29 protein-coding genes are annotated in these 26,113 nt (G+C 69.3%); 19 read left to right on the forward strand and 10 right to left on the reverse strand.

Annotated features, from left to right (window positions below):
* Nucleotides 1-32: 32 nt before the first annotated feature.
* The 3 genes from ACZ68L_RS29860 to ACZ68L_RS29870 form a co-directional block, all read right to left on the reverse strand.
* A complete protein-coding gene (locus tag ACZ68L_RS29860; protein ID WP_469582767.1) occupies nucleotides 33-1,427 on the reverse strand; it encodes a metallopeptidase TldD-related protein in 1,395 nt (464 codons plus the stop codon).
* An 82-nt stretch (nucleotides 1,428-1,509) separates the two neighbouring features.
* Complete coding sequence (locus ACZ68L_RS29865; protein WP_469582769.1) at nucleotides 1,510-3,081, reverse strand: TldD/PmbA family protein; 1,572 nt, start codon at nucleotides 3,079-3,081, stop codon at nucleotides 1,510-1,512.
* Between the two features lie 310 nt (nucleotides 3,082-3,391).
* A complete protein-coding gene (locus tag ACZ68L_RS29870) occupies nucleotides 3,392-3,580 on the reverse strand; it encodes a DUF397 domain-containing protein (RefSeq protein ID WP_469582772.1) in 189 nt (62 codons plus the stop codon).
* Between ACZ68L_RS29870 and ACZ68L_RS29875 the strand changes: the two genes are divergently transcribed.
* The 6 genes from ACZ68L_RS29875 to ACZ68L_RS29900 all read left to right on the forward strand — a co-directional run bounded on the left by ACZ68L_RS29875 (nucleotide 3,550) and on the right by ACZ68L_RS29900 (nucleotide 6,963).
* Complete coding sequence (locus ACZ68L_RS29875; protein WP_469582775.1) at nucleotides 3,550-3,960, forward strand: ATP-binding protein; 411 nt, start codon at nucleotides 3,550-3,552, stop codon at nucleotides 3,958-3,960. The two genes, ACZ68L_RS29870 and ACZ68L_RS29875, sit on opposite strands and share 31 nt — an antisense overlap.
* Before the next feature lie 137 nt (nucleotides 3,961-4,097).
* Entirely contained in the window at nucleotides 4,098-4,382 is a 285-nt protein-coding gene (locus ACZ68L_RS29880) for a type II toxin-antitoxin system Phd/YefM family antitoxin (protein ID WP_266362518.1), read from the forward strand.
* A gap of 5 nt (nucleotides 4,383-4,387) precedes the next feature.
* Entirely contained in the window at nucleotides 4,388-4,771 is a 384-nt protein-coding gene (locus ACZ68L_RS29885) for a PIN domain-containing protein (protein ID WP_469582847.1), read from the forward strand.
* 153 nt (nucleotides 4,772-4,924) lie between these two features.
* Complete coding sequence (fabG, locus tag ACZ68L_RS29890) at nucleotides 4,925-5,644, forward strand: 3-oxoacyl-[acyl-carrier-protein] reductase (protein ID WP_351083715.1); 720 nt, start codon at nucleotides 4,925-4,927, stop codon at nucleotides 5,642-5,644.
* A 5-nt stretch (nucleotides 5,645-5,649) separates the two neighbouring features.
* Nucleotides 5,650-6,417: an enoyl-ACP reductase FabI gene (fabI, locus tag ACZ68L_RS29895; RefSeq protein WP_469582779.1), complete on the forward strand. Its 768-nt coding sequence runs from the start codon at nucleotides 5,650-5,652 to the stop codon at nucleotides 6,415-6,417.
* A 168-nt stretch (nucleotides 6,418-6,585) separates the two neighbouring features.
* Nucleotides 6,586-6,963, forward strand: a complete 378-nt coding sequence (locus ACZ68L_RS29900) for a hypothetical protein (RefSeq protein ID WP_469582782.1) — start codon at nucleotides 6,586-6,588, stop codon at nucleotides 6,961-6,963.
* 42 nt (nucleotides 6,964-7,005) lie between these two features.
* Here ACZ68L_RS29900 and ACZ68L_RS29905 read toward each other — a convergent pair whose 3' ends face one another.
* Nucleotides 7,006-7,680, reverse strand: a complete 675-nt coding sequence (locus ACZ68L_RS29905) for a FadR/GntR family transcriptional regulator (RefSeq protein ID WP_469582785.1) — start codon at nucleotides 7,678-7,680, stop codon at nucleotides 7,006-7,008.
* Nucleotides 7,681-7,894: 214 nt separating this feature from the next.
* Here ACZ68L_RS29905 and ACZ68L_RS29910 point away from each other — a divergent pair, with 214 nt between their 5' ends.
* The 4 genes from ACZ68L_RS29910 (at nucleotide 7,895) to ACZ68L_RS29925 (ending at nucleotide 10,285) form a co-directional block, all read left to right on the forward strand.
* Entirely contained in the window at nucleotides 7,895-9,199 is a 1,305-nt protein-coding gene (locus tag ACZ68L_RS29910; protein WP_469582787.1) for a CynX/NimT family MFS transporter, read from the forward strand.
* A 26-nt stretch (nucleotides 9,200-9,225) separates the two neighbouring features.
* Nucleotides 9,226-9,336, forward strand: coding sequence for an SGM_5486 family transporter-associated protein (locus tag ACZ68L_RS29915; protein WP_361452851.1), 111 nt, complete (start codon nucleotides 9,226-9,228; stop codon nucleotides 9,334-9,336).
* Between the two features lie 149 nt (nucleotides 9,337-9,485).
* Nucleotides 9,486-9,692, forward strand: coding sequence for a hypothetical protein (locus tag ACZ68L_RS29920; RefSeq protein ID WP_469582790.1), 207 nt, complete (start codon nucleotides 9,486-9,488; stop codon nucleotides 9,690-9,692).
* 74 nt (nucleotides 9,693-9,766) lie between these two features.
* Entirely contained in the window at nucleotides 9,767-10,285 is a 519-nt protein-coding gene (locus tag ACZ68L_RS29925) for a SixA phosphatase family protein (RefSeq protein ID WP_361452677.1), read from the forward strand.
* Nucleotides 10,286-10,457: 172 nt separating this feature from the next.
* Here ACZ68L_RS29925 and serB read toward each other — a convergent pair whose 3' ends face one another.
* On the reverse strand, nucleotides 10,458-11,714 hold the full coding sequence (gene serB / locus ACZ68L_RS29930; RefSeq protein ID WP_361452675.1) for a phosphoserine phosphatase SerB: 1,257 nt from the start codon (nucleotides 11,712-11,714) through the stop codon (nucleotides 10,458-10,460).
* Between the two features lie 377 nt (nucleotides 11,715-12,091).
* Here serB and ACZ68L_RS29935 point away from each other — a divergent pair, with 377 nt between their 5' ends.
* A complete protein-coding gene (locus ACZ68L_RS29935; RefSeq protein WP_469582794.1) occupies nucleotides 12,092-14,677 on the forward strand; it encodes an ABC transporter ATP-binding protein/permease in 2,586 nt (861 codons plus the stop codon).
* Nucleotides 14,678-14,791: 114 nt separating this feature from the next.
* Here ACZ68L_RS29935 and ACZ68L_RS29940 read toward each other — a convergent pair whose 3' ends face one another.
* On the reverse strand, nucleotides 14,792-15,553 hold the full coding sequence (locus tag ACZ68L_RS29940) for a transglycosylase SLT domain-containing protein (protein WP_469582797.1): 762 nt from the start codon (nucleotides 15,551-15,553) through the stop codon (nucleotides 14,792-14,794).
* Nucleotides 15,554-16,366: 813 nt separating this feature from the next.
* Here ACZ68L_RS29940 and ACZ68L_RS29945 point away from each other — a divergent pair.
* From ACZ68L_RS29945 to ACZ68L_RS29955, 3 genes are all read left to right on the forward strand, one after another.
* Nucleotides 16,367-17,512 carry a GAF domain-containing sensor histidine kinase gene (locus ACZ68L_RS29945; RefSeq protein WP_469582799.1) on the forward strand — a complete coding sequence of 382 codons (1,146 nt, stop codon included), beginning with the start codon at nucleotides 16,367-16,369 and terminating at the stop codon, nucleotides 17,510-17,512.
* Nucleotides 17,505-18,149 (forward strand): response regulator, encoded by a 645-nt coding sequence (locus ACZ68L_RS29950; protein ID WP_469582801.1) that lies wholly within the window; start codon nucleotides 17,505-17,507, stop codon nucleotides 18,147-18,149. The genes ACZ68L_RS29945 and ACZ68L_RS29950 overlap by 8 nt, the downstream gene beginning before the upstream one ends.
* 145 nt (nucleotides 18,150-18,294) lie before the next feature.
* Nucleotides 18,295-18,543: a chaplin family protein gene (locus tag ACZ68L_RS29955; protein ID WP_469582804.1), complete on the forward strand. Its 249-nt coding sequence runs from the start codon at nucleotides 18,295-18,297 to the stop codon at nucleotides 18,541-18,543.
* A gap of 219 nt (nucleotides 18,544-18,762) precedes the next feature.
* On the opposite strand, the gene ACZ68L_RS29960 is transcribed toward ACZ68L_RS29955, so the two are convergent.
* Complete coding sequence (locus tag ACZ68L_RS29960; protein WP_469582806.1) at nucleotides 18,763-19,548, reverse strand: hypothetical protein; 786 nt, start codon at nucleotides 19,546-19,548, stop codon at nucleotides 18,763-18,765.
* 143 nt (nucleotides 19,549-19,691) lie between these two features.
* Here ACZ68L_RS29960 and ACZ68L_RS29965 point away from each other — a divergent pair, with 143 nt between their 5' ends.
* The 4 genes from ACZ68L_RS29965 to ACZ68L_RS29980 all read left to right on the forward strand — a co-directional run bounded on the left by ACZ68L_RS29965 (nucleotide 19,692) and on the right by ACZ68L_RS29980 (nucleotide 22,928).
* The gene (locus ACZ68L_RS29965) at nucleotides 19,692-20,489 is read left to right on the forward strand and encodes an ABC transporter ATP-binding protein (protein WP_469582809.1); all 798 of its coding nucleotides are present in this window, start codon (nucleotides 19,692-19,694) and stop codon (nucleotides 20,487-20,489) included.
* Between the two features lie 104 nt (nucleotides 20,490-20,593).
* Nucleotides 20,594-21,022 (forward strand): NfeD family protein, encoded by a 429-nt coding sequence (locus ACZ68L_RS29970; protein ID WP_469582811.1) that lies wholly within the window; start codon nucleotides 20,594-20,596, stop codon nucleotides 21,020-21,022.
* A 146-nt stretch (nucleotides 21,023-21,168) separates the two neighbouring features.
* Nucleotides 21,169-22,098: an SPFH domain-containing protein gene (locus tag ACZ68L_RS29975; RefSeq protein ID WP_469582813.1), complete on the forward strand. Its 930-nt coding sequence runs from the start codon at nucleotides 21,169-21,171 to the stop codon at nucleotides 22,096-22,098.
* 62 nt (nucleotides 22,099-22,160) lie between these two features.
* Entirely contained in the window at nucleotides 22,161-22,928 is a 768-nt protein-coding gene (locus ACZ68L_RS29980) for a sulfite exporter TauE/SafE family protein (protein WP_469582816.1), read from the forward strand.
* A 60-nt stretch (nucleotides 22,929-22,988) separates the two neighbouring features.
* Here the strand turns inward: ACZ68L_RS29980 and ACZ68L_RS29985 are convergent, their stop codons facing one another.
* From ACZ68L_RS29985 to ACZ68L_RS29995, 3 genes are all read right to left on the reverse strand, one after another.
* The gene (locus tag ACZ68L_RS29985; RefSeq protein ID WP_469582819.1) at nucleotides 22,989-23,495 is read right to left on the reverse strand and encodes an HNH endonuclease; all 507 of its coding nucleotides are present in this window, start codon (nucleotides 23,493-23,495) and stop codon (nucleotides 22,989-22,991) included.
* 157 nt (nucleotides 23,496-23,652) lie between these two features.
* Entirely contained in the window at nucleotides 23,653-24,183 is a 531-nt protein-coding gene (locus tag ACZ68L_RS29990; RefSeq protein ID WP_469582822.1) for a YbhB/YbcL family Raf kinase inhibitor-like protein, read from the reverse strand.
* A 52-nt stretch (nucleotides 24,184-24,235) separates the two neighbouring features.
* Nucleotides 24,236-25,018: a sporulation protein gene (locus ACZ68L_RS29995; RefSeq protein ID WP_469582825.1), complete on the reverse strand. Its 783-nt coding sequence runs from the start codon at nucleotides 25,016-25,018 to the stop codon at nucleotides 24,236-24,238.
* A 73-nt stretch (nucleotides 25,019-25,091) separates the two neighbouring features.
* Between ACZ68L_RS29995 and ACZ68L_RS30000 the strand changes: the two genes are divergently transcribed.
* Nucleotides 25,092-25,733: a DNA-3-methyladenine glycosylase gene (locus ACZ68L_RS30000; protein ID WP_469582827.1), complete on the forward strand. Its 642-nt coding sequence runs from the start codon at nucleotides 25,092-25,094 to the stop codon at nucleotides 25,731-25,733.
* Nucleotides 25,734-26,113 lie beyond the last annotated feature (380 nt).

Here is a 26,113-nt window from a genome sequence, read left to right on the forward strand (position 1 = left end):
CACCGGGGATGACGGGACAGCCCTGAGGCGGGTCACACGCCCGGACTCACCGAGCTCATGTTGAAGTCCGGGATCCGCAGCGCGGGCATGGCGGCCCGGGTGAACCAGTCGCACCACTCGCGCGGCAGCGTCTTCTCCGTACGGCCCGCCTCCGTGGCCCGCGACAGCAGGTCCACCGGCGACTCGTTGAACCGGAAGTTGTTCACCTCCCCGACGACCTCGCCGTCCTCGACGAGGTACACCCCGTCGCGGGTCAGCCCGGTCAGCAGCAGCGTCGCCGGATCGACCTCCCGGATGTACCACATGCAGGTCAGCAGCAGCCCGCGGCCGGTCGTCGCGGCCACCATCTCCTCCAGGGACCGCTCACCCCCGCCTTCGAGCACCAGGTTGTCGATCATCGGCGCGACCGGCAGCCCGGTCAGCCCCGCCGTGTGCCGGGTGGTCGTCAGGTGCTCCAGCCGGCCGTCCCGGATCCACTCGGTCGACGTCAGCGGCAGACCGTTGTCGAAGACGGAGGCCCCGTCCCCGGAGGCATGGGCGATCACGAACGGTGCCGACTCCAGGCCCGGTGCGTGCGGGTCGCTGCGCAGCGAGAGCGGCAGCTCGGACAGGGTCTCGCCGATCCTGGTACCGCCGCCCGGCCTGGAGAACACCGTCCGGCCCTCCGCGGCGTCCCGTGCCGTCGACGACCACAGCTGGTAGATCAGCAGATCGGCCACGGCGGTCGGCGGCAGCAGCGTCTCGTACCGCCCGGCGGGCAGTTCGATGCGGCGCTCGGCCCAGCGCAGCCGCCGCGCCAGCTCGGCGTCGAGCTCGGCGGGGTCGACGTCCTTGAAATCGCGCGTGGAGCGGCCCGCCCAGGTCGAACGGGTCCGGTCGGGGGATTTGGCGTTGAGTTCCAGCGTTCCGTTCGGCTGATCGTGCCGCAGCCGCAGCCCCGTCGACGTACCGAGGTACGTCGAGGTCAGCTGGTGGTGGGCGAAGCCGTACAGCTCCCGGCCGCCGGACCGGGCACGGGCGAAGGCGTCGCCGAGCGCCGGGGCGAACTCCGCGAAGACGTCCGAGCCCGTCTCGGCCGGCCCGTCCGTGAAATCGGGCGACGCGGGCACCCCGGTGACCAGTGGCTGCGCGTCCTCCGCCGGACCGGCCCCGCGTGCGGCGGCCTCGGCTGCCCGCACCAGCGGTTCCAGATCGTCGGCGGTGACCGCGGACCGGGACACCACACCGGACGCGGCGCCCTGCGCGCCGTCGACGGTCGCGATGACGGTCAGGGTCCGCCCCCGCGTCACCCCGTTCGTCGTGAGCGCGTTGCCGGCCCAGCGCAGATTCGCGGACGACTCCTCGTCGGCGATGACCACGCAGCCGTCGGCGGTGGACAGTTCGAGCGCCCGCTCGACGATCTCGTGCGGCTTGCTGACGCGGCTCATCGTCCGGCCTCCTGCGTCGTGTTGAGACTGTGCTGTTCCGGGAGTCGGCCCCCGGACCCCCGGCCGGTTCCGTGGTGACCGCTCATCGTCCGGCCTCCTGCGTCGTGTTGAGGATGTTCACGCCTCGGAAGAGGGCGGAGGGGCAGCCGTGCGAGACCGCCGCGACCTGGCCCGGCTGGGCCTTGCCGCAGTTGAAGGCGCCGCCCAGGACATACGTCTGCGGGCCGCCGACCTTCTCCATCGAGCCCCAGAAGTCCGTCGTCGTCGCCTGGTACGCGACGTCCCGCAGCTGACCCGCCAGCCTGCCGTTCTCGATGCGGAAGAACCGCTGCCCGGTGAACTGGAAGTTGTAGCGCTGCATGTCGATGGACCAGGACCGGTCGCCGACCACGTAGATCCCGCGCTCCACCCCGCCGATCAGATCCTCCGTGGACAGCCCGCCCGGATCCGGCCGTAGCGACACGTTCGCCATCCGCTGGACGGGGACATGGGCCGGCGAGTCCGCGTACGCGCAGCCGTTGGAACGGCCCAGACCCGTCAGCTTCGCGATCCGCCGGTCCAGCTGGTACCCGACCAGTGTCCCGTCCTTGATCAGGTCCCAGGACTGCGCCTCGACGCCCTCGTCGTCGTACCCGATGGTCGCGAGCCCGTGCTCGGCGGTGCGGTCGCCCGTCACATTCATCACGGGGGAGCCGTACGCCAGCTTCCCCAGCTGGTCGAAGGTGGCGAACGAGGTCCCGGCGTACGCCGCCTCGTACCCCAGCGCCCGGTCCAGCTCGGTGGCGTGGCCGATCGACTCATGGATGGTCAGCCAGAGGTTGGACGGGTCGATGACCAGGTCGTACGTTCCCGCCTCGACGCTCGGCGCCCGCATCTTCTCGGCCAGCAGCCCGGGAATCCGCTCCAGCTCGTCGTCCCAGTCCCAGCCGGTCCCGGTCAGGTACTCCCAGCCGCGGCCGACCGGCGGGGCGATCGTCCGCATCGAGTCGAACTCACCGGTGGTCGCGTCCACGGCGACCGCGGTGAGCTGCGGATGCAGCCGCACCCGCTGCTGGGTGGTGACGGTGCCCGCCGTGTCCGCGTAGAACTTGTTCTCGTGGACGGTCATCAGGGAGGCGTCCACATGTGCGACACCCTCGGCAGCCAGGAGCCGGCTGCTCCACTCGGCGAGCAGCCCCGCCTTCTCCTCGTCCGGTACGTCGAAGGGATCGATGTCGTAGGCCGAGACCCAGGTCCGCTCACCGTGCACCGGCTCGTCCGCCAGCTCGACCCGCCCACCCGTCTCCCGCCACCGCCCCTCAGAGGAAGCGCTTCGCGCGCTCTCGTCGGACCCGGCCGCCGCGATCACCTTCGCCGACAGCTTCGCCATGGCGACGGCCTGCGAGGCCACCTTCGCCGCGGCGTCCATCGTCAGATCCACGCCGGACGCGAACCCCCACGCCCCGCCGTGCACCACGCGCACCGCGTACCCGAGATCGGTGGTGTCCGACGTCCCGGCGGGCCGGGCGTCCCGCAACCGCCAGGACGCGCTGCGCACCCGCTCGAAGCGGAAGTCGGCATGCGCGGCCCCCAGCGCACGCGCGCGGGCCAGCGCCGCGTCGGCGAGGGCCCGCAGGGGCAGAGCGAGAAACGACTGATCGACCTGATGAGCCATGTAGAACTCCGTCTTTTCGGCATGTGTCCGCAGTGAACAATGCCGTGCGCCGAGGCCGATCGGCCACAGGTTTCGCCGGACGCGCACGCCGGGCTCGCCAACCGGCTCGGCGCGGGCCCCCGAGTCCTGGATCCGATCGCGGTTCCTCGAACAGAGTTCCATCTCCTACGAGGTGGACCCTCGGGCAAGCCGCCTCGGCCGACGCGCCGGACTTCCTCGGGGCGAGGAGGGTACACGTACCCGTGCACAGCACCGGCCGTCCGCCCCGACGGCATCCTCGGGCGGACGGCCGTTCGCGTGCCGCGACCGATCACAGATCGCCGTCGATCACGCCCGCCCTGAATGCGGCCCACCCCGAGGCCGTGAACCGCAGGGGGGTGCGTGCGGGGTCTTTCGAGTCGCGTACGGCCCTGCCGCCATCGGGAAGACCAGGACCCGCAGTCCCCGCCACCCGCCGCCGGGCGCTACGTGCGCTACCGGAGCCGCGGCTTCGCGGCACACATCAACGCCTCCGGCCCGAACCTCCGCTCCGTACGGGAGCTGACCGCCAAGGCCCTGGCCGAGCTCGGTGTGCAGGGCGACGTGGCCGACACCGCACAGCTCGTCGTGTCGGAGCTCGTCGGGAACGCAGTCCGGGCCTGCGGGGATCACGTGCCTGTCGTGGTGGAGGTGTACGCCGCGGCCTTCGGGGTCGCGGTCAATGTCCATGACCCGGACCCCCGCACCGTTCCGCGTCGTCGCGGTATCGCGCTGGACGACGCGGAGGCCGAGGCGGGTCGCGGTCTCGCGCTGCTGGATCTGCTCGCACCGGGCTGGCACGTGGTCCGGTCGTCGATCGGCAAGCAGGTCCGGTGCCGGGTCCCCTGCCCGGACGGGTGAGCCTCGCGGGGCGGGGGCGGTGGGGGGCCAAGGGGCGTCGCCTGGCGGGGTTGCCCGGACCTGTGCCGATGCTCCCCGTTGTAGGTACGATTCAAAAATATAGGTACATTCTGCGGTGGTTGCCGAAGGGAGCCCCGATGAGCACGATCTCCGTCCGCGAATTCTCGTACAACCCGAGTGCCGTCTTCGCCCGCGTGGAGAAGGGAGAGGCGATTCAGGTGACAAGACACGGCAACGTCATCGCCATACTGCTTCCCGGTACCGGGGCCTCGGAGCGCTATGCCCCGCTCGTCGCGCAGGGGCAGATCAGGCTGAAGCCGGCCACGACGGCCGATCTCGACCGGCTGCCGGTCTGTGAGCCGCCGGAAGATGTCTCTCCCCTGGATATTCTGCTCGCCGACCGTGAGGACGATCCGCGTTGATCTACATGGACAGCTCGGCGATCGTCACCCTGCTGAGTGGTCGCGATCATGCTCGCGCGCTGCGAGCTCATCTCGCGGGGCGAGCCGCGGCACCTCTGGCAACCAGCAGTCTCGGCTTCGTAGAGACGGTTCGGACCTTGGACCAGGTCGGTAGCTTCCCCCATCTCATGGGGGATCTGACCAGGGACTTCACCGAGATCCTGCTGACCGACGAAGTGCGGGACGCGGCTGCTGTCCTGTCGGGCAGAGTGCGGACTCTCGATGCGATTCACGTCGCCAGTGCCCAGGTGCTGGGTGCGTCGCTCGACGTACTCATCAGTTACGACAAACGGATGCTGGAAGTTGCCGAGAGCGTCGGTCTGCCTGTCGAGGCGCCGGGCTTTCGCTGAGTGCAGGCCCGCGTGGGAAACGTTCGGTCAGGGTGGGCACTGTAGGAACCCCACAGTGCCCGGCGGAAGGCGCTGTCAGGGGCCGATTCCCTGTGGGGCGGGTGGTACCGATAGGTTTTCGAGGTACCAGACCGCTATCGAAAGGGTGATCCGTTGAGCCGCTCGGTTCTCGTCACCGGAGGAAACCGGGGCATCGGCCTCGCCATCGCCCGCGCTTTCGCCGACAACGGCGACAAGGTCGCGATCACGTACCGCTCGGGCGAGCCTCCCCAGATCCTCACCGAGGCGGGCGTTCTGGCCGTCCGCTGCGACATCACGGACGCCGAACAAGTGGAGCAGGCCTACAAGGAGATCGAGGAGAAGCACGGTCCCGTCGAGGTACTGGTCGCCAACGCCGGTATCACCAAGGACCAGTTGCTGATGCGGATGTCCGAGGAGGACTTCACGTCCGTACTCGACACCAACCTCACCGGCACCTTCCGGGTCGTCAAGCGTGCCAACCGCGGCATGCTGCGCGCCAAGAAGGGCCGCGTCGTCCTCATCTCCTCCGTCGTCGGGCTCCTCGGCTCGGCCGGGCAGGCGAACTACGCCGCCTCCAAGGCGGGTCTGGTCGGCTTCGCCCGGTCGCTGGCCCGTGAGCTCGGCTCGCGGAACATCACCTTCAACGTCGTCGCACCCGGTTTCGTCGACACCGACATGACCCAGGTGCTCACCGAGGAGCAGCGCAAGGGCATCGTGTCCCAGGTGCCGCTCGGCCGCTACGCGCAGCCCGAGGAGATCGCCGCCGCGGTGCGCTTCCTCGCCTCCGACGACGCGTCGTACATCACTGGAGCCGTCATTCCCGTTGACGGCGGATTGGGCATGGGTCACTGATCACCATGAGCGGAATTCTCGACGGCAAGCGCATCCTCATCACCGGTGTGCTGATGGAGTCGTCCATCGCCTTCCACACCGCAAAGGTGGCCCAGGAGCAGGGCGCCGAGATCATCCTCACCGCCTTCCCCCGGCCCACGCTGACGGAGCGCATCGCCAAGAAGCTGCCGAAGCCGGCCAAGGTCATCGAGCTGGACGTGACCAACGCCGAGCACCTGGACCGCCTCGCCGGTCTGGTCCGGGACGAGCTCGGTTCGCTCGACGGCGTCGTGCACTCCATCGGTTTCGCGCCGCAGGACGCGCTCGGCGGCAACTTCCTGAACACCCCGTTCGAGTCCGTCTCCACCGCGATGCACGTCTCGGCGTTCTCGTTGAAGTCGCTCGCCATGGCCTGCAAGCCGCTGATGAGCGAGGGCGGCTCGATCGTCGGTCTCACCTTCGACGCGCAGTTCGCCTGGCCGCAGTACGACTGGATGGGCCCGGCCAAGGCCGCGCTGGAGGCCACCTCCCGCTACCTCGCCCGCGACCTGGGCAAGGACGACATCCGCTGCAACCTGATCTCGGCCGGACCGATCGGCTCCATGGCCGCGAAGTCCATCCCGGGCTTCTCCGAGCTCGCGGACGTGTGGAACACCCGCTCCCCGCTGTCCTGGGACATGGCGGACCCGGAGCCGGCCGGCCGCGGCGTCGTCGCCCTGCTCTCGGACTTCTTCCCGAAGACCACGGGCGAGATCATCCACGTCGACGGTGGCGTGCACATGATGGGCGCCTGATCCTGCACAACAGGCTGTGACACGGCCGCGTACCGCCTCTGAGCAGGCGGTACGCGGCCGTCGTACGTCCACACCCGGCCCCGACCCGCTCAAGTCGAAATGATGGTCGATCCACCGCAGAATGTGATGGAACCGGACTTTTGGTCAGGCTGCGGGGAGGAGGTCGCTGTGCGCTCCACACGTCGCCGCACCCGAATCCTGCTGGCCGCCTCGGCGGCCGTCGCCGCGCTTGCCGCCCCCGTGGGCATAACCGTGGCGGGGCGGACAGCAGCCGGCGCGCCCGCACCCGCCGCACCCACCCCGGAGCCCTCCGGCGCCGAATGCCGTACCTCGGTCCAGGGCTCCCGGGTTGTCGCCTACTGCCACAACCCGTACCCCTCCACCGACCGCGTGCAGCTGCACACCGAGTGCCGCCGCTGGTGGGACATAGACGCGGACTCCACCCCGGTCGATGTGAAACCGGGGCAGACCGTGCGGATCGACGACCGCTGCTGGAAGGAAATAGGCGCTGTCTGGGTCACACACCGGGTTCAGGACTCCGTCTGATGCCTCCGCGGCGTTCTCCTCGCGCACTTCGACGCCGACCCCTCACACCCGGTCCACCAGACAGCTCAGCGCATGACTCGCGGCCTCGGCCGCTGCCGTCTCCGCGTCCCCCGCCCGGATCGCCTCGACCAGTCGGCCGTGGTCCATGAGGCTCTCCGGCCCCAGCTCGGGTCCGACATCGCCCCTGAGGTAGTCGCGCAGCAGATCGCCCAGGTCGGCGTAGAGCCCGGTCAGCACGTCGTTGTGCGAGGCCGCGACCACGGCCAGATGGAGCGTCGCGTCCGCCGCGACGAACGCTTCGGCGTCGCCCGCGGCCCAGGTCTCCTCCCGGCGTGCCATGAGCGCGTCCATCTGCTTCAGATCCCGCTCGGTGCGCCGTGCGGCGGCCAGCCGCGCGGCCGACGACTCCAGGGTGGAGCGCAGCTCGGCGACATGGCGCGGATCGGCGGTGGCGAAGCGGCGGTGCATCACCCCGGCCAGTTCGCTGGTGGCGACGACATAGGTGCCCGAACCCTGGCGGATGTCGAGCAGGCCGTTGTGCGCGAGCGCGCGGACGGCCTCACGGACGGTGTTACGGGCCACCCCCAGCTGCTGTACCAGCTCGGGCTCGGTGGGAATCCGTGAACCCACGGGCCACTCGCCCGAGGTGATCTGATTCCTCAGCTGGGCAATCACCTGGTCGGCGAGTGCCGAACGCCGCGGTGACGTCAGCGCCATGGTGCTCCTTGCTCGGGTCGCTGGGTAATGACTCGGGTCGGGGTGATGATTCGGGTCGCTGGGTAATGAGGGTGCTCGGTGTGACGGGTGCTCGGTGCGTCGGAAGGGGACAGGGGTACGGGGTCTACGGGGTCGCCCTGCCGGGAGTGAATGGTCTCAGAGCCGGGCTCGAAAGATTGGACAATCAATCATCCCATGATTCTATGATGACTGCATGCCCGACGACGAGACCCAGCCGCAGACCCGGACCCTGAGCCCCGCCACCACAGCGGACGCCCCCACGAACACCCCGGCCCCACACGCCTCACAGGCCCCGCTGACCACCCCCGAGGCCTCCCCGTGGCTGCTCCGGCTGGTCGCCGTCGGGCTCGTGCTCGCCGCGCTCAATCTCCGCCCCGCCATCACCAGCCTCGGCGCCCTCCTCGAAGAGGTGCAGGACGGCCTGCGCATGAGTGGCAGCGTCGCCGGCGTCCTCACCTCCGTACCGCCGCTCTGCTTCGCGATCTTCGGCGTCATGGCGCCGCGCCTCGCTCGCCGCTTCGGCCCGGGTGCGATCGTCTGCGCCGGAATGATCGCCATCACGGCCGGTCTGGTGATCCGCCCGCTCGTCGGCGGCACGGCCGGCTTCGTCGCCGCGAGCGCCCTCGCACTCATGGGCATCGCCGTCAGCAATGTCCTGATGCCGGTGATCGTCAAGCGCTGGTTCCCGGACCGCGTCGGCTCCATGACCGGGCTCTACTCGATGTCCCTGGCCCTCGGCACCTCGCTCGCCGCCGCCCTGACCGTGCCCATGACCCATGCGCTGGGTGGCAGCTGGAGGGCGGGCCTCGGTATCTGGGCCGCGCTCGCCGCCGCCGCGGTCCTGCCGTGGATCCCGCTGGTACGGGACCGGCGCCGCGTCGCGGGGCAGACCGCCGCCCACCATCAGGAAGCCCCGGCGCTCAAGATCGTCCGTAGCCGTACCGCGTGGGGGCTCGCCTGCTTCTTCGGCCTGCAGGCCACCGCCGCGTACATCACCATGGGATGGATGCCGCAGATCTTCCGCGACGCCGGAGTCTCGGCCGGCACCGCGGGCGTCCTGCTCGCCGTGACCATGGCGATGGGTGTCCCGCTCGCCTTCGTCATCCCCCGGGTCGCCGCCCGCATGAAGAACCAGGGCCCGATCGTCGTCGTCCTCGCTGCCTGCGGCCTCGTCGGGTACGCGGGCCTGTACCTCGCACCCGTCGGCGGGGCCTGGGCCTGGGCGCTGCTGCTGGGCATTTCGAACTGCGCCTTCCCGCTCGCCCTGACCATGATCGGCATGCGGTCCCGCAGCGGCGCCGGAGTGGTCCAGCTGTCCGCGTTCGCGCAGTCCACCGGCTATCTGATCTCGATCCCGGGGCCGCTGCTCGTCGGTGTGCTCCACCAGCACAGCGGCGGCTGGGGGCTGCCGATCGCCCTGATGGCGGGCCTCATGGTGCCGCAGATGGTGGCCGGAATCCTGGCGGGGAGGGACCGGACGATCGAGGACGAATGCTGAGATGCGAGACTGGGCCCATGTCTCCTGTGCTCGACCCGAATCCGCAGAACGGTCAGAAGAAGCTCCTCCTCGTACTGGGGGCGATGCTGCTGGTCACCGTGATCATCTCGGTGATCGCCACGGTCGCGTCCCCCTGAGTCGCGCGTCCGGCGGCCGATGGTGGGGCTGTCCCCACCATCCCCTAGGGGGCCAGGGTCAGGGTGAAGTGGGTGGGTCACCGGATGGGACCGGTGCCGCCGCGTCCGTAGGTTCGAGGTATCAGAACCGATGACCCACGGAGGCGGACATGTCGGCCCGTACGCACACCCGGTCCACCCACCCGGCCACGGGCAGCGTCGAGGTCCGGCTGCCGTGGTGGGCCGTCGCGCTGCCCGCGATCGGGTTCGCCGCGCTCCTGCTGATGATCGTGGGATCCGGTGAGGCCCACGCGGCGACGACCGACCCCGCGGTCGGCCGGTTGCTTGAGCGAATCGTGGCCTTCGTGACCCGCTGACGGCGCTCACGCTCACCGTCCGAGCCCTTCAACACCCTGCGACGGGCGGCACGTTTCGTGCGAAGCTGAGGTGTATGAGCGTCGATACACCTCGCAGGATCGTCCTTCTCAGACACGCAAAGGCGGAATGGTCGCAGGACTCGGACCATGAGCGGCCACTCGCGGAGCGCGGCCGCAAAGACGCCCCCGTCGCGGGCCGCAAGCTCGTCGACTCCGGGATCGTGCTCGATCTGGCCCTCTGCTCGACGGCGGCCAGGACGCGAGAGACGTGGAAGCTGGCGGTGCACGAGATGCCGCACCGACCCAGGACCGTGTACGAGGAGCGACTGTACGAGGCGTCCCTCGGCGAACTGATCGCGCTGATCAACGAGACCCCCGACGATGTGCGCGATCTCCTCGTCATCGGCCACAACCCCGGCATGCACGCCGTCGCCGACGCCCTCTCGGAATCGGCCGAGGGCGACGCCCTTTCCCGGATGAACCGCGGAGGGTTCCCGACCGCAGCCTTCGCCGTCGTCGAGTTCTCCGGCTCCTGGAAGGGCGTGGAGCACGGGGTGGGCAAGCTGGTCGAGTACTGGACGCCGAACGACTGATCCCGCCGTTGTACGGCCCGTGCCGTTGTGCGGCCCGTGCCGTTGTACGGTTTCGCCGTCGTGCGACTCCCCCGTCGCAAGAGCAGGACCCCGGTGCGGAAACGGAAACCACCGGGGCACTGCTTTTACGTGAGTGCGCGGGTGCGCGGGTACGTGAGGGAGCGTGTACGCGTCAGTCGACGAGACCGTCGGCGGCCTCGACCTCCTCGCGGGTGATGCCGAGCAGATACAGCACGGTGTCCAGGAAAGGCACGTTCACCGCGGTGTGCGCGGCCTCGCGGACCACCGGCTTGGCGTTGAAGGCCACCCCGAGCCCGGCGGTGTTCAGCATGTCCAGGTCGTTCGCACCGTCACCGATCGCCACGGTCTGTGCCAGCGGCACCCCTGCCTGCGCGGCGAAACTGCGCAGCAGGCGGGCCTTGCCGGCCCGGTCGACGATGTCACCGACGACCCGTCCGGTGAGCTTGCCGTCGACCACTTCCAGGGTGTTGGCGGAGGCGAAGTCGAGCCCGAGCCGTTCCTTCAGATCGTCGGTGACCTGGGTGAACCCGCCCGAAACCACGCCCACTTGGTAGCCGAGCCGTTTCAGCGTACGGATCAGGGTGCGGGCGCCCGGCGTCAGCCGCACCTCGGCGCGCACCTTGTCCACCACCGACACATCGAGCCCCGCCAGCAGCGCCACCCGTGCGTGCAGTGACTGCTCGAAATCGAGCTCGCCGCGCATCGCCTGCTCGGTCACCTCGGCGACCTTGTCCTCGCAGCCGGCATGGGCGGCGAAGAGCTCGATGACCTCGTCCTGGATGAGCGTCGAGTCGACGTCCATGACGACCAGTCGCTGCGCCCGGCGGCTCAGCCCGGCCGACACGACCGCCACATCGACACCGATCCCGGCGGACTCCGTCGCCAGCGCCGTCCGCAGCTCCTCGGTCCCGGCACCCGACACCGCGAACTCGACCGCGGTGACCGGATACTTCGCGAGCCGGAAGATCCGGTCGATGTTGCCGCCGGTCGAGGTGATCGTGGCCGCTATGGCGGCGGTCGACTCCGCGGTCAGCGGGTGCCCGAGCACCGTCACATGGGAACGTCCGTAGCCGCGCGGCCGGTTGTCACCCGTACCGGAGATGATCTCGGCCTGCAGCTTCAGCGATTCGGCCCAGCTGTGCACCGTGGCCCGCAGGTCGCCCGCGGTGGTACCGCCCGCGGTCGGGGTGGTGACCAGCGCGCACAGGACGATGCGGCCACGGGTGACGACCTGCTCGATGTCGACGACATCGACCGAGTAGGCGGCGAGGGTGTCGAAGAGCCCGGCGGTGATCCCGGGGCGGTCCTTCCCGAAGATCTTCACGAGAAGGGTGGGCGTGTCCGCCCCCTGACGGTACTCAGGGGGCTCAGGAGACGGGGAGGACTGAGGTGGCTGAGATGCGCTCATGGTGCCCCCACCGTATCGGTCCGCCTCGTGGCACCGGCGGTCCGTCCCGAGGGTCGGACAGCGCGCCGCCACCCGGGCCCGCCCTTGGCGCGCGGGCGGTGGCGGACGGCGCGCACGCGGGAACGTCCGGCGACCGGGCACTGGCCTGCTGGGGTGATACATCCCGTAATGAATCGTTCACCCATGGTTCATATCGAGTCATGGGTGCTTACCACTCTCCGCTCCCGTTCCTCCTGGGGCGACGACGCGACACCGCAGGTCTCGGCAGGGTCTTCAACCCGCCCGACTTTCGTATCCGGGACTGCTCCTGGAATAGTTCCCCACGATGTTCAGCATCCCTAGGCTCCCTGCGATGGGGGCAACTCGGGGGACAACTAGTGGGGCGCGGAGTGCCGGAACTCGTACTGGAATTGAATGGCAGGACCTGGACGCTCGATCCGTCCAGGTCGTACACCTTGGGCCGCGATCCGCAGGGGGACCTGACGATCGACGACGCCAGGGTGTCGTGGCGGCACGCCACGATCAGCTGGGGGGGCCGGAGTTGGTTCATCGAGGACCACGGCAGCACCAACGGCACCTATGTGCAGGGGCGGCGCATCCAGCAGCTGGAAATAGGGCCCGGCTCCGCCGTGCACCTGGGCAATGCCACTGACGGACCGCGGCTGAGCATCGGTGCCGCCGCGGGTGCCGATGTGCACAGCGGGCAGGGCGCGGGTACGCCGCAGGCCCCTGTCCAGCAGCCCCAGCAGGGCGGCGCCGGCTGGCCCGGCCAGCAGGCCCCCGTCCCGCAGCAGCAACAGCAGCCGCAGCAGGGCTGGCAGCAGGCCCCTCAGGGGCAGCCGCAGCAGCCCGCGCAGCCCCAACAGCCTCAGGTCCCGCAGCAGCAGGGCAGGGCGAACACGCCCGGCGCGGGTGGGCCCGGCGGTGCCGCGGGGGCCCCGTCGGTCTACGGTGACCGCAGCCCGACCACGTTCCACCAGTTCGCCCTCGGCCGTGTCATGCGCATCGGTCGTGCGCTGGAGAACGAACTGGTCGTCTCCGACCTCCAGGTCTCGCGCCACCACGCCGAGTTCCACGCGACCCCCGACGGCCGTTTCGAGATCCGTGACCTCGGATCCCACAACGGCACCTACGTCAACGGTCAGCCGCTCTCGAAGTCCGGCTCCGCGCTCATCGGCCCGAGCGACATCGTCGGCGTCGGTCACTCGACCTTCCGCCTGGTCGGCGACCGGCTGGAGGAGTTCGTCGACACCGGCGAGGTCTCCTTCTCCGCCCGCCACCTCACGGTGACGGTCGACGGCGGGAAGCAGATCCTCAAGGACGTCTCCTTCGGCGTCCCGGAGAAGTCGCTCATCGCGGTCATCGGCCCGTCGGGCTCCGGCAAGTCCACCCTGCTCAAGGCGCTCACCGGCTACCGGCCCGCCAACCAGGGCGACGTCCTCTACGACAACCGGAACCTGTACAAGCAGTTCGCCGAACTGCGCCAGCGCATCGGTCTGGTCCCGCAGGACGACATCCTGCACAAGGAACTCACCGTCACCAAGGCCCTCAAGTACGCGGCCAAGCTCCGCTTCCCCGCGGACACCACCGAGGCCGAGCGCGAGTCCCGGATCCTCGAAGTCCTCGCCGAGCTCAAGCTCGACATCCACAAGGACAAGAAGATCACCTCGCTCTCCGGCGGCCAGCGCAAGCGTGTCTCCGTGGCCCTGGAGCTGCTCACCAAGCCGTCGCTGATCTTCCTGGACGAGCCGACCTCCGGCCTCGACCCGGGCATGGACCGCGACGTCATGCAACTGCTGCGCGGCCTGGCCGACGACGGCCGTACGGTCCTCGTCGTCACCCACTCCGTAGCCGAGCTGGCGATCTGCGACAAGCTGCTCGTCATGGCGCCGGGCGGTTCCGTCGCCTACTTCGGTCCGCCGGAGGAAGCGCTCAACTTCTTCGGGTACACCACGTGGGCCGATGTCTTCTCCGCGTTCGAGAACTACCGCGACTACGACTGGGCGGGCCGCTGGCGCGGCTCGCAGCACTACCAGATGTACGCCGCGGACATCGACGCCGTCGCCGTGCAGTCCGTACACATGCCGCCCCCGCAGCAGATGCGCCCGCCCAAGCCGCAGAGCTGGACGGCTCAGCTGTTCACACTGATGCGCCGCTACATCTCGGTGATCGCGTCCGACAAGGGCTTCATGGGCCTGATGGTGGCCCTGCCCGCCGTGCTCGGCATCGTCAGCGTGGTCATTCCGGCCAACTTCGGCCTGGCCCCGCCGGAGCCGCCGTCCCGGTTCAACGGGGCCGCCGGAACGATCATGCTGATCCTCGCGGTCGGCATGTGCCTCTCCGGCGCGGCCAACTCCGTACGAGAACTGATCAAGGAACGCGTCATCTACGAACGGGAACGGGCCACCGGTCTCTCCCGTTCCGCCTATCTGATGTCCAAGGTGATCGTACTCGGCGTGATCACGGCCTTCCAGGGTGTCATCATCTGCGGCATCGGGTTCGCCACCCGTAAGCTGCCCGCAGAGGGCCTGATCATGCCGCCGGCCGTCGAGCTCTGCCTGACGATCATCGCGCTCGGCTTCACCTCGATGATGTTCGGCCTGGTCATCTCCTCGCTGGTGAAGACCTCCGAGAAGACCATGCCGCTGCTGGTCATGTTCGCGATCGTCCAGATCGTCTTCACCGGCATCCTCTTCCAGGTGTACGGATCGCCCGGCCTGGAGCAGTTCGCCTGGCTGATGCCGGCCCGCTGGGCCATCGCCGGCGCGGGCACGACGCTCGACCTCTCGCACCTCATGGCGCCGTGGGACCCGAAGAACCCGACCGACCTGGACCCGCTGTGGGAGCACTCGGCCGGCCAGTGGGGGATCAACATCTCGGTGCTGCTGTTCCTCGGCATCATCTGTGGCATCGCGGTCGCGCGACTGCTGCGCCGCCACGAGCCGGAGGTCATGCGCAAGTAGGCGTGAACGCCGACACGGAACGCCGGAGGGCGGCACCCCGCTCACGGGGTGCCGCCCTCCGGCATCGGCGTATGCCGTTCGACGCACAGGCCGTCCGAGGACGTCCGGAGCCGGTCAGTACGCGCTGTTGACGTTGTCGATCGAGCCGTACCGGTCGGCGGCGTAGTTGGCCGCGGCGGTGATGTTGGCGACCGGGTCGTAGATGTTCGTCGAGGTGCCGGAGACGTGGTACGCGTTGAACGTCGGCCGGATGACCTGCAGCAGGCCGCAGGACGGGGTGCCGTTCTTGGCGTTGATGTCCCAGCCGTTGACGGCGTTCGGGTTGCCGGTGGACTCCCGCATGATGTTGCGGTGCAGACCGTCGTACGAGCCGGGGATGCCGTGGGCCCGCATGATGTCCAGGGACTGCCTGATCCAGCCGTCCAGGTTGTTGGCGTAGACCGGGGTGCGCGCCTCGGAGCGGCTCGCGGCCTGCGGCTCGCTGCGCTTCTCGGCGACGGCCGCGGCCTTCACCCGGGCCGCCTCGGCCTTCGCCGCGGCTTCGGCCTTGACCTTCGCGGCGGCCTCGGCCTTCGCCTTGACGGCGGCGGCCTTCTCGGCCCTGGCGAGATCGGCGGCCTTGACCAGGTTCGCGGCGGTGGAGTGCTGCTCGATGAGGCTGGCCTGCAGTGCCTTGGCCTGCGGAGTACCGGCGGCCGACGCGAGAACCACGGGGGCGGCGGACGCGGGGGCCTGCGCCTCGGACTTGGATTCCGCGTTGGCGGGGACGAGCGAGAACGAGAGCGAGGCGACGGCAACGGCGGAGATGCCCGCGACGGAGAGCTTCTGGGTCTTGTTCAGGCGACGACGACTGCCGGGGATGCTGGACATGGACATACAGACGTACCTCTTCGAATCGCGGGAGTCCTCACGGAGGACGAAGACGGGAAGCGGTGTTTTCGCATCTCCGTCGGGGACGAGTGCAATTCTTAGCGTCAGCAAAATCTGGTGGCAAAGGTGTGACGTACGATCCCGGGTAGTGGATCGGTGTCCCGCTCGAACGTGGTGGCCCGCGCTCATGCCTACTGATGTGGCACTTACATCTCCACTAGCGAGCTTCGTAAGTGATGTGGGTCCTATGCCCGGCCTCACACGGGCCGGGTAACAAACTCACCAACCGTTGCTCAAGCAATTCGGAGTGTTAGGTTCCGTATCGGGGAACGGTAGTTGGGCGTTTCCGGACTCATCCGATCCCGCGTCCACGCAAGCAGGCCCGGCCACGGGGGAGCCGTAGGCCTGGCCGGCCCGCACCCGGTCCGGGCTCCTGGGGGCGTCCGCGTCCCGCCCGGACGCCCCGATCGCCTCCTGGCAGCCCCTTCGCGCCGGCCGGAGCGCGGAGCCCGGAGCGCCGGTTCGAGTCCGCCACCGTCATGCCGCTCGTCAGCTGCCGTCACGCCCATATAAAGGGGCGCCCGGACAAGAGACGGCATAGCGGGGCGCTCGGACAAGGGGCGGCCGGGCGTGATGCTCTGCGGCGACCACGGCTCCAGCAGGGCCCACCGGCCCCTGGGGAGGGATCGCCACGCTCCACGACGCGTGATCTTCCGTGAACGAGATCGGCTTTCGTCGATGGACCTAGTCCCTGCGTCCTATATCAGCGGCCTTCCACAGGCTGATACGACGCGCCCACCCCGCCGGTACCGTGAGGTCATGAGTCATCGCCCACCGTCGGGCCTCGCAGCGGTGAGTGCCGCGCTGCTCGCCATGAGCCGGCACCTCGAAGTGCGCGACGTCCTCAAGACGATCGTCGCCTCGGCCCGCGAGCTGCTGGACGCCGAGTACGCGGCCCTGGGCGTCCCCGACGACCACGGCGGCTTCGCCCAGTTCGTCGTCGACGGCGTCAGCGACGAACAGTGGAAGGCCATCGGCCCCCTGCCCCGGCAGCACGGCATCCTCGCCGCGATGCTCCACGAGGCGAGGCCCGAGCGTCTCGCCGACGTCCGAAAGGATCCCCGCTTCGAGGGCTGGCCCGCCGTGCACCCCGACATGTCCGACTTCCTCGGCCTCCCCATCCGGGACGGCGACGAGATCATCGGCGCGCTCTTCCTCGCCAACAAGCGCTGCCCCAAGCCGGAAGGCAGCTGCGGGTTCACCGTCGAGGACGAGGAACTGCTGGCGATCCTCGCCCAGCACGCGGCGATCGCCCTCACCAACGCCCGGCTGTACGAGCGGAGCCGCGAGCTCACCATCGCCGAGGAGCGGTCCCGGCTCGCCCATGAGCTGCACGACGCGGTCAGCCAGAAGCTGTTCTCGCTGCGGCTCACCGCACAGGCCGCCACCGCCCTGATCGACCGCGATCCGGCCCGCGCCAAGGGGGAGCTGCACCAGGTCGCCGCGCTCGCCGCGGAAGCCGTGGACGAGCTGCGCGCCGCCGTCGTCGAACTGCGCCCCGCCGCGCTCGACGAGGACGGCCTCATCGCCACACTCCGTACCCAGATCCAGGTCCTGGACCGGGCCCACACGGCCCGGGTCACCTTCGAGAGCCTGGGCGTACGGGCCCTGCCCGCCGCCCAGGAGGAAGCGCTGCTCAGGGTCTCCCAGGAGGCCCTGCACAACGCACTGCGCCACTCGGGCGCCGAGCACGTCGACGTCACGCTGGCCCGGCACGGCGGCGGCACGCTGCTCCGGATCACCGACGACGGCAGCGGATTCGAACCCACGGCGACCCGGCAGGCAGGCCGGCACCTGGGCCTGGTGTCCATGCGGGACCGCGCGAGCGGGGTCGGCGGAAGACTCACCGTTGAATCGGCGCCCGGCAAGGGCACCATGATCGAGATGGAGGTGCCCGGTGGCTGACCGGATCATCAGGGTGCTGCTGGTCGACGACCACCAGGTGGTCCGCCGCGGTCTGCGTACGTTCCTGGAGGTCCAGGACGACATCGAAGTGGTCGGCGAGGCTTCCGACGGCGCCGAGGGAGTGGCCAGGACGGAGGAGCTCCGCCCCGACGTCGTCCTGATGGACATCAAGATGCCCGGCACCGACGGGATCGAGGCCCTGCGCAAGCTCCGCGAGCTGGAGAATCCCGCCAAGGTCCTCATCGTCACCAGCTTCACCGAGCAGCGCACGGTGGTCCCCGCCCTGCGCGCCGGAGCCTCCGGTTACGTGTACAAGGACGTCGACCCGGACGCCCTGGCCGGCGCCATCCGCTCGGTGCACGCGGGCCACGTCCTGCTCCAGCCGGAGGTCGCGGGAGCCCTCCTCGCCCAGGACGACGCGGGCGGCGGTACGGGCCGGGGGAGCTCCCTCACCGAACGGGAGCGGGAAGTACTGGGCCTGATCGCCGACGGCCGTTCCAACCGGGAGATCGCGCGAGCGCTGGTCCTCTCAGAGAAGACCGTCAAGACACACGTCTCGAACATCCTGATGAAGCTGGATCTCGCGGACCGGACGCAGGCCGCCCTCTGGGCCGTCCGGCACGGGGCGGCGGGCTGATCGGCACCGGAACGGACCGTCTTCCTCTGGTCCGAGATTCATACTGTCGGGTGTATGTCACCCGGACGGCGCAACCCGTTCGACTCCGAGGCGTTCTCCAGGGTGCTGCGGCGGCTGGCCGCAGCCACGCTAGGAGGATCCTGAAGTGAAGAACCTGAAGAAGGCCGCTGCCGTCACCGCGATCGCCGGTGGACTCATCGCCGCCGGTGCCGGCGCGGCCTCCGCCACCGGCCACGGCGCGGGCGCCCACGGCACCGCGACCCACTCCCCGGGCGTGGTCAGCGGCAACGTCGTCCAGGTCCCGGTACACGTCCCGGTGAACGTGGTCGGCAACACCGTCAACGTGATCGGCCTGCTCAACCCGGCCTTCGGCAACCTCGGCCTGAACGGCTGACCGGCCTCACCGCCCTGTGCCGTCGGACGGGCGCATCGAGCCCGTCCGGCGGCATCCCCGGCGACCTCGGAAGCCCGCTCCGGCACAAGAAGCCCGCTCGGGCAGAGGGGCCCGCCCAGCCTGTCCGGCGTTCGAGCGCCCAGCGCTCCTGCTGGCCCCGAGCCCCGGGCTCCGGCCCCGAGCCCCGGACAACGAGACGCCCGGCCGCGCCTCCGAGCCCTACCGCTCGCGCTCCCGCTCCTCCACATAAGCGTTGTACGCGGCAACCTGCGCCCGCCGGGCGACCCGCTCCACCGGCCGAAGCGCCTCCCCCCGGGCCGCGATCTCCGACGCGCTCACCGCCCCGCCGTGCCCGTTCTCGTACGCCACCGAGATCAGCAGCCCGACGCGCTGCGCCAGTTCCAGCACCCGCACCGCCCGCGGCGGATAGCCCGGAGCCAGCACCTCGCGCCCCCGCTCCACCCGCGCCCGGTACGCGTCCACTGCCGCCTCCGCCACCGGCCCGGAACCGGCCACGTCCAACCGCGACAACACCGCCGTCGCGTCCCGCAGCGCCTCGGCCAGCTCCCGTTCCGCCTCACCCAGCGACGGCACATCGGCCGGCGGCGCCTCCCGCACCGGCAGACAACACCACACCACCTCGACGTGCAGATCCTCCTCCGGGCCCACCTCACGCACCTCGGGGACCAGCCCGTACGGGGCACCGACGGCGACCACCGCCTCCTCGGCCTCCAACGCCCGCGCGTTGAAGTCCGGCGGACCGCTCAGCCCCAGCGGATGCCCGGGAGCCGGCAGCGCGACCCGGAAGCCGGTCACCCCCAGACCCCGCAACCGTCCGAGCGCCAGCGTGAGCCCCACCGGCCCCGCCTCACCCGGCAGGCCCTCCACCCGGTGCACCGCGTCCTCCGCGACGATGGCGAGCGCCGCGTCGTCCGGGGACACGAGTCCGGCGAGAAGTGCGTTTCCCCAAGCGGCCAGCAGCCCTGAGCGTGGTTCCGAAAGCATGGCAACAGCCTAGGGAACGGAGCGGGGGCCTGTCGTCACACGGGCCCAGCTCCTGGAGTACTCCCGTGGTGGCGTAGATTTCCCTGGGAGCTGTGCCCACAGGCACGCGACGATCTCGACACTGCATGGGGAGACAACGCGCCATGAGCGATGTACTGGAGCTGGTGGACGTATCCGTGGTCCGCGACGGACGCGCTCTGGTGGACGACGTCTCCTGGCAGGTCAAGGAGGGGGAGCGCTGGGTCATCCTCGGCCCGAACGGCGCCGGCAAGACCACCCTCCTCAACATCGCGTCCAGCTACCTCTTCCCGAGCACCGGCACCGCCAAGATCCTCGGCGAACAACTCGGTGGCGTCGGCACCGACGTCTTCGAGCTCCGCCCCCGCATCGGCATCGCGGGCATCGCCATGGCCGAGAAGCTGCCCAGGCGCCAGACCGTCCTGCAGACGGTGCTCACCGCCGCGTACGGCATGACCGCCACCTGGCACGAGAACTACGAAGCCGTCGACGAGGAGCGCGCCCGCGCCTTCCTCGACCGGCTCGGCATGACCGAGTACCTCGACCGGAAGTTCGGCACTCTTTCCGAGGGTGAGCGCAAGCGCACCCTGATCGCCCGCGCCATGATGACCGACCCCGAACTGCTGCTCCTGGACGAGCCCGCGGCGGGACTCGACCTCGGTGGCCGCGAGGACCTGGTCCGCCGTCTCGGCCGACTGGCCCGTGACCCGTACGCCCCCTCCATGATCATGGTCACCCACCATGTCGAGGAGATCGCCCCCGGCTTCACCCACGTCCTGATGATCCGCCAGGGCAAGGTGCTCGCCGCCGGCCCCATGGAGACCGAGCTCACCTCCCGCAACCTCTCCCTCTGCTTCGGCCTGCCGCTCGTCGTCGAGCACACCGGCGACCGCTACACGGCCCACGGACTTCCGCTCTCCTAGGACGGCGCGGCCCGGCACGGCCGGCCGACGGTCTCCACGGGCGACGTCGTGCCCGCCCGGCTGCGCCCTGTCCGCGAGGGCACCCGCGGTCCTACCATGACCACGTGGACATCGAAGCGTGGGTGTGGTGGCTGATCGGTGCGGTGGGACTGGGCATCCCGCTCGTCCTGACCGCGATGCCCGAATTCGGCATGTTCGCCGTCGGGGCGGTCGCCGCAGCGGTCGTCGCGGCACTCGGCGGCGGCATCGTGGCCCAAGTACTGGTCTTCGTCGTGGTCTCCGTGGCGCTCATCGCCGTGGTCCGCCCGATCGCGACCAGACATCGCGCGGACCGGCCTCAACTCGCCACCGGCATAGATGCGTTGAAGGGCCGTCAGGCAGTCGTCCTGGAACGCGTCGACGGCAGCGGCGGCCGGATCAAGCTGGCCGGAGAGATCTGGTCCGCCCGCGCACTCGACGGGGACCAGAGCTTCGATCCGGGCCAACAGGTCGATGTCGTCGACATCGACGGAGCCACAGCAGTCGTCATGTGACCGAACCACCCACATGGCAGCGCACGTTCTGTCAGACTCGAAGTCGATCATCATGAGATCGGGGCCGTCGAGACATACGGCCCCTCCCGCGAACTCGACCTCGATCATCGCGATCCGTCGGCAACCGAAGGGCAACGAGGAACACGATGCAACCGATCATCATCGTTCTGATCATTCTGGTGGTGCTCGTCTTCATCGCCCTGATCAAGACGATCCAGGTCATCCCACAGGCCAGCGCCGCCATCGTGGAGCGTTTCGGCCGCTACACCCGCACGCTCAACGCGGGCCTGAACATCGTCGTTCCATTCATCGACACCATCAGGAACCGCATCGACCTCCGTGAACAGGTCGTCCCGTTCCCGCCCCAGCCGGTGATCACCCAGGACAACCTGGTCGTCAACATCGACACCGTCATCTATTACCAGGTGACCGACGCGAGGGCCGCGACCTACGAAGTCGCCAGCTACATCCAGGCGATCGAGCAGCTCACCGTCACCACCCTCCGCAACATCATCGGCGGCATGGACCTGGAGCGGACCCTGACCTCCCGCGAGGAGATCAACGCCGCCCTCCGCGGAGTCCTCGACGAGGCGACCGGCAAGTGGGGCATCCGGGTCAACCGCGTCGAACTCAAGGCGATCGAACCGCCCACCTCCATCCAGGACTCGATGGAGAAGCAGATGCGCGCCGACCGCGACAAGCGCGCCGCGATCCTCCAGGCCGAAGGAACCCGGCAGTCCGCGATCCTCACCGCCGAGGGCGAGAAGCAGTCCGCGATCCTGCGCGCCGAAGGCGAGGCCAAGGCCTCGGCCCTGCGCGCGGAGGGCGAGGCCCAGGCCATCCGTACGGTCTTCGAGTCCATCCACGCCGGCGACCCCGACCAGAAGCTCCTCTCGTACCAGTACCTCCAGATGCTCCCGAAGATCGCCGAGGGCGATGCCAACAAGCTCTGGATCGTGCCCAGCGAGATCGGCGACGCGCTCAAGGGTCTCAGCGGGGCCTTCGGCAACCTCGGCTCCGGCGCCCCCGGATTCGACATCGGCAAGGAACGCCGGGAACAACCCCCGGTCGACTGACGCGTACACGCCCTCGTGCATGATCAATGCACCAAGCACCGATCATGCACGGGGGATTCGCCATGACCACCTGGGAGATGCTCGCCGTTTTCGCCGCGGGCATCAGCGCGGGCACGATCAACACGATCGTCGGATCGGGAACGCTGATCACGTTTCCCGTGCTGCTCGCCACCGGCCTGCCCCCGGTCACCGCCACCGTCTCCAACGCCCTCGGCCTGATCCCCGGTTCGATCAGCGGCGCCATCGGCTACCGCAAGGAACTCGCAGGGCAGGGCCGCCGCGTCCTCAAGTTCGCCGCCGGTGCGCTGATCGGCGGCCTCACCGGCGCCACCCTCCTGCTGGCCCTGCCCTCCACGGCCTTCGAGACGATCGTGCCGATCCTGGTTGCCCTGGCCCTCGTCCTGGTCATCCTGCAACCTCGCATCAGCAAAGCCGTCCAGCGCCGACGCGAACACACCGGCACCACCGCCCGCGCCGACGGCGGCCCGCTCCTCGTCGTCGGACTGATGCTCGCCAGCGTCTACGGCGGCTACTTCACCGCCGCCCAGGGGATCATCTATCTCTCGCTGATGGGCATGCTGCTCGACGACACGATGCAGCGCCTCAACGCCGTCAAGAACGTCCTGGCGGCCGTCGTCAACAGCATCGCCGCGCTCTTCTTCCTCTTCGTCGCGGACTTCGACTGGACGGCCGTCGTACTGATCGCGGTCGGCTCCGCGCTCGGCGGTCAGATCGGCGCCAAGGTCGGCCGCCGCCTCAGCCCGGTCCTCCTGCGCGTCCTCATCGTCGCGGTCGGCACGGTCGCCATCGTCCAGTTGCTGCTCCGCTGACCCACGGAAGCCCGCCTCCGCAAAGAGACGGGCTCCGGTACGACAGGATGCGTACGCCGACTACGCCGCGGTACGGTCCAGCCACTCAGGCAGCGCCGACCGCTCACCGGCTCCCATCGCCAGCAGCATCGCCTCCGCCGGAGACGGCACGAAGGGCTGCCTCAGCAGCGGCATTCCCGCCTGCTCCGGAGTCCGGGCCGCCTTGCGGTGATTGTCCTCCGCGCAGGACGCCACCGTGTTGAGCCAGGTGTCCTGACCACCCTGGGCGCGCGGCACCACGTGGTCGACGGTGCTCGCCCGCCGCCCGCAGTACGCGCACCGGTGCTGGTCCCGTATCAGCACACCCCTTCTGGACCAAGGGGCCTGTCTTCGAAACGGCACCCGTACGTACCGGCAGAGCCTGATCACCCGGGGCACCGGGATGTCCACGGCGGCGCCACGCATGCGGAGATCGGGATGCGACTGCTCGACGACGGCCTTGTCCTGCAGAATCAGCACCACCGCACGCTTCAGCGTCACCGTCGACAGCGGCTCGAAGCTCGCGTTCAGTACCAGTGTGTCCCGCATCTCGCCCACTTTCCGTGTGCCGCCCGCCCCCTGGCAGGCCCGGATCAACTCTGGCCGGGCAGGCCGTGATGGACAACGCAATAAAAAAATGCCCTGCCCTGATCTCTCCAGGACCAGGGCAGGGCAAACAGCGGGAGAATTCTCGGCTCACCGGGTATCAGGCGGGACCTGTGTACTCACCGATCAACTGGGCACGTCCCAGCGTGCGGAACCGCAGATTGAATCCGACGACCGCGGGCGACACAGCGCTGTCGACACCCAGCTTCTCGCTGTCCACCGCGTACACGGTGAAGACATAGCGGTGGTTCTCCCCGGCCGGCGGCGCCGCGCCGCCGAACTCCTTCGACCCGTAGTCGTTACGGACCTGTACGGCACCGGAGGGCAGCCCCTCGAACTTCCCGCTGCCCGCGCCTGCCGGCAGCTCCGTGACCGAGGCCGGGATGTCGAAGACCACCCAGTGCCAGAATCCGCTGCCCGTCGGCGCGTCGGGATCGAAGCAGGTCACGGCGAAGCTCTTGGTCCCGGCCGGGAAGCCCTCCCACCGCAGCTGCGGTGAGGTGTTCCCGGCCGCGAACACCTGGGCGTCCGCCAGAACGGCACCGGGGGCGAGGTCCTCGCTCACCACGGTGAAGGACGGCACCTCGGGATGGAAGTCGTGCGGCAGCGGCGCCCTCTTCGGCTCGGTCACGTCAGCACCTCTCCTGATCGCTCTACTGCTGTCAGCAGGTCTCCCACCGACCCTAGAGCCAGTTGCGCCGCCCGCCGACCTCGGCGAGCCACTGATTGAGGTACGCCGCCCAGTCGGTCCCGTGGAAGTCGTTCAGCCCGACCTTGAACGTGCGGTACGAGTCGCTGCCCTCGCTGAAGAGCCCGGACTTCTTGTCCATCTCCAGTACGACGTCCATCTCGCGGTCGTCCGCGACGAACGTCAGCTCGACCTGGTTCAGCCCGTGGTACTGCTGCGGCGGGAAGAACTCGATCTCCTGGTAGAACGGCAGCCGCTGGCGCGTACCGCGAATGTGGCCGCGCTCCATGTCCGCACTGCGGAAGCCGAAACCGAGCTGACCGAAGGCGTCGAGAATGGCCTGCTGTGCCGGCAGCGGGTGCACATTGATCGGGTCCAGGTCGCCCGAGTCCAGCGCCCGCGCGATCTCCAGCTGCGTGGTCACACCGATGTTCATGCCGTGCAGCTGGTGACCGGCGAACATCGTGATCGGCGTCTCCCAGGGAATTTCGAGCCCGAACGGCACGACGTGCACGGCGCCGGCCTGCACCTCGAACGCGCCGCCGAGCCGCAGCGTGGTGAACTCGATGTCCTGCTTGGTCTCGGTGTCCTGGCCCTCGACCTCGACCCGGGCCTGCAGACCGACGGAGAGCCCCTCGATCCGCTGATCCACGGATCCGCCCTGGATCCGGACCTCACCCTGGACGACCCCACCCGGCACGACATTGAGCTCGGTCAGCTCGGTCTCCACCGAGGCACCACCGGCACCCATGCTCGCGAGCAGCCGCTTGAAGCCCATGTTTACTCCTCCTTGGTCCTGACCCCTAGATACGCGTCACGACCGTGGTCGGTTCCCGGTAGCCTCGAACGCCATGATCGAGGGCCTGGACCGCACCCCGCTGACACGCGACTTCTTCGACCGCCCCGTACTGGATGTGGCACCCGACCTCCTGGGCCGCACCCTGGTACGCAGCACCCCCGAAGGCCCCATCGAACTGCGCCTGACCGAGGTGGAGGCCTACGCGGGCGAGATCGACCCGGGATCGCATGCGTTCAGAGGCCGCACCCCGCGCAACAGCGTCATGTACGGGCCGCCCGGTCACGCGTACGTGTACTTCACCTACGGGATGTGGCACTGCCTGAACCTGGTGTGCGGCCCGGAAGGCAAGGCCTCCGGGGTCCTGCTGCGGGCCGGCGACATTCAGGTCGGGGCCGACCTCACCCGCAAACGTCGACTCTCGGCCCGCAATGACAAGGAACTGGCCAAAGGCCCGGCTCGACTGGCCACCGCGCTCGACGTCGACCGCGCCCTGAACGGCACCGACGCCATCGCCCACCCCGAGGCCCCACTGTCCGTACTGCACGGCACCCCTCCACCCCGCGACCAGGTACGCAACGGCCCGCGCACGGGAGTGGGCGGTGACGGAGCCACACATCCCTGGCGCTTCTGGATCGACGGAGACCCCACGGTGAGCCCCTACCGAGCCCATGTGCCACGCCGCCGCGCAACTTGACTCGCCCATGGGAGCCACCTAATGTAGTCCGAGCCGCTTGAAACGGGCACTGCTGTCGGTACGGTCCAATGGATCGCCCGAGCATCCCGAAGTGGCCAACCACTACCTACGATTCACCCTGGCGGGTGCGAATTCGGCATGCCGTAATTCGACTCCATCGACTCGATTATGAGTCGCCAAGGAAATCGGCTAATGTAGTGGACACGCCGAAAGGCAAGGCCACTCCAAAGGCCACCGGAATTCAAATTCGAACCGGAAACGGTGAGAAAAGAGTCTGGTAAGGTTGGACTCGCCGGAAAGGGAAACGCGAAAGCGTGGAACTGGAAAGCGGCCCCGCTTCGACCGGGAATCGGACACGAAAGAGTCTGATAGAGTCGGAA

The organism is Streptomyces sp. NPDC104309, from assembly GCF_055584025.1.